Below are 1,511 nucleotides of genomic sequence, written 5' to 3'. Positions count from 1 at the left end.
AGGAATTTTTAGACCAATTTATCGCAACCGCAGTAGGGCAGTCTATTCTCGGACAACCTCCCAGGCGCCCCCGCGCTCCTGTCTTATATCACCGCCTGCGCAGCCCGGCCCGATTAGGCGATGCTTTACGACGGGTTTGGTAAACCGGATTTACGCAAGCCTCCATCAGCAGTAGCGGACTGCCCCTGCGCTATTTGTTGTTGGTCTTTTGTTTGATGTTGGGTATCTACACGATTCCCTCTGATGCGCTCTGCGCGGGGCGGCCATCCACCTGCGCGTCCCGACCCTGTTGGGCGCGGGTTTACGAGGATTTTGCTAATTTACCGTCAGGTTTTGCTAACATATGCCTCTCCGTCACAGTCAGGCTCTCATACTTTGAAGGGCAACCCGACTTTATGGGGCATGAGGGATGGGGAAATATGGAAAGCAGCCAAACTTTCGACTAAACAGGATTCTGGAACGATCATGTGGTTCAAAAACCTTATTTTTTATCGGTTTACCCAGCCATTCAAAACGTCTGTTGACGATCTTGAAGAGCTGCTCCGCCAGAAACGCTTTCGCAGCTGTGGCAGTCAGGATATCAGTACCTATGGCTGGGTTCCCCCACTGGGCAAACAGGGTGAACTGCTGACCCATGCTGGCCATGGTTTCATTATGATCACGGCACGCAAGGAAGAAAAAATTCTTCCCGCCAGTGTGATCAATGAAGCAGTAGAAGAAAAAGTTGAACACATCGAACAGGAGCAGGACCGTCAGGTTTTCAGCAAAGAGAAGAAAGCATTAAAAGACGATGTACTGATGGAACTACTGCCAAAAGCATTCAGCCGAAGCCAGAACACCTTTGCCTATATTGACCCGATAAAGGGTTGGCTGGTGGTGGATAGCTCTTCATTCAAGAAAGCTGAAGAGCTGACTTCCTGTCTGCGAGAATGCCTTGGCACCCTGCCGATTATTAACCCGCCACTGAAAAACATGCCATCCCATGCCATGACCCGGTGGCTGGCTCAGGAGGCCCCGGTGCCTGACAAGCTGGTGATCGGTGATGAGTGCGAACTGCGTGAGCCCGGTGATGATGGGGGGCAGGTAAAAGTCAGTAAACAGGAATTGATTGGTGAGGAGATTGAGGTTCACCTTCAGGCGGGAAAACAGGTCAGCAAAATGGCCCTGATATGGAATGATGCCCTGAGCCTTGTCCTTGGTGATGACCTGGTCATCCGCAAACTGAAGTTCACCGACTCCATTCAAGAGCAGCTTGATGAAGTCAACGCTGAAACAGCGGCCGAGCAGTTTGACGCTGACTTCTCCATCATGACTGTGACACTGCAGCAGATGCTCGATGAACTGGTAGAAAACCTTGGCGGAATGAGTCAGGAAGCACTGGAAAGACATGAGGTCGCCAGCTTGTCGGTGGAAATCCCGGAAAAGGAGACCGTTTAAGCAGCCAGGAGGCTGTCCGAGAGCAACGCAGGAGCAGTTGCCGCGTAGGGCAGTCTATTCTCGGACAGCCTCCT

Annotated in this window: 1 protein-coding gene; it reads left to right on the top strand. The window is 51.9% G+C overall.

Annotated features, from left to right (window positions below):
- Nucleotides 1-465: 465 nt before the first annotated feature.
- A complete protein-coding gene (rdgC, locus tag KDK14_RS10355; RefSeq protein WP_257265025.1) occupies nucleotides 466-1,437 on the top strand; it encodes a recombination-associated protein RdgC in 972 nt (323 codons plus the stop codon).
- Nucleotides 1,438-1,511 lie beyond the last annotated feature (74 nt).

The organism is Endozoicomonas sp. ONNA2 (assembly GCF_024606365.1).
Lineage (GTDB): Bacteria > Pseudomonadota > Gammaproteobacteria > Pseudomonadales > Endozoicomonadaceae > Endozoicomonas.
Note: the sequence above shows the minus strand (reverse complement) of the source record. Positions and strands in the feature narration are given on the sequence as shown.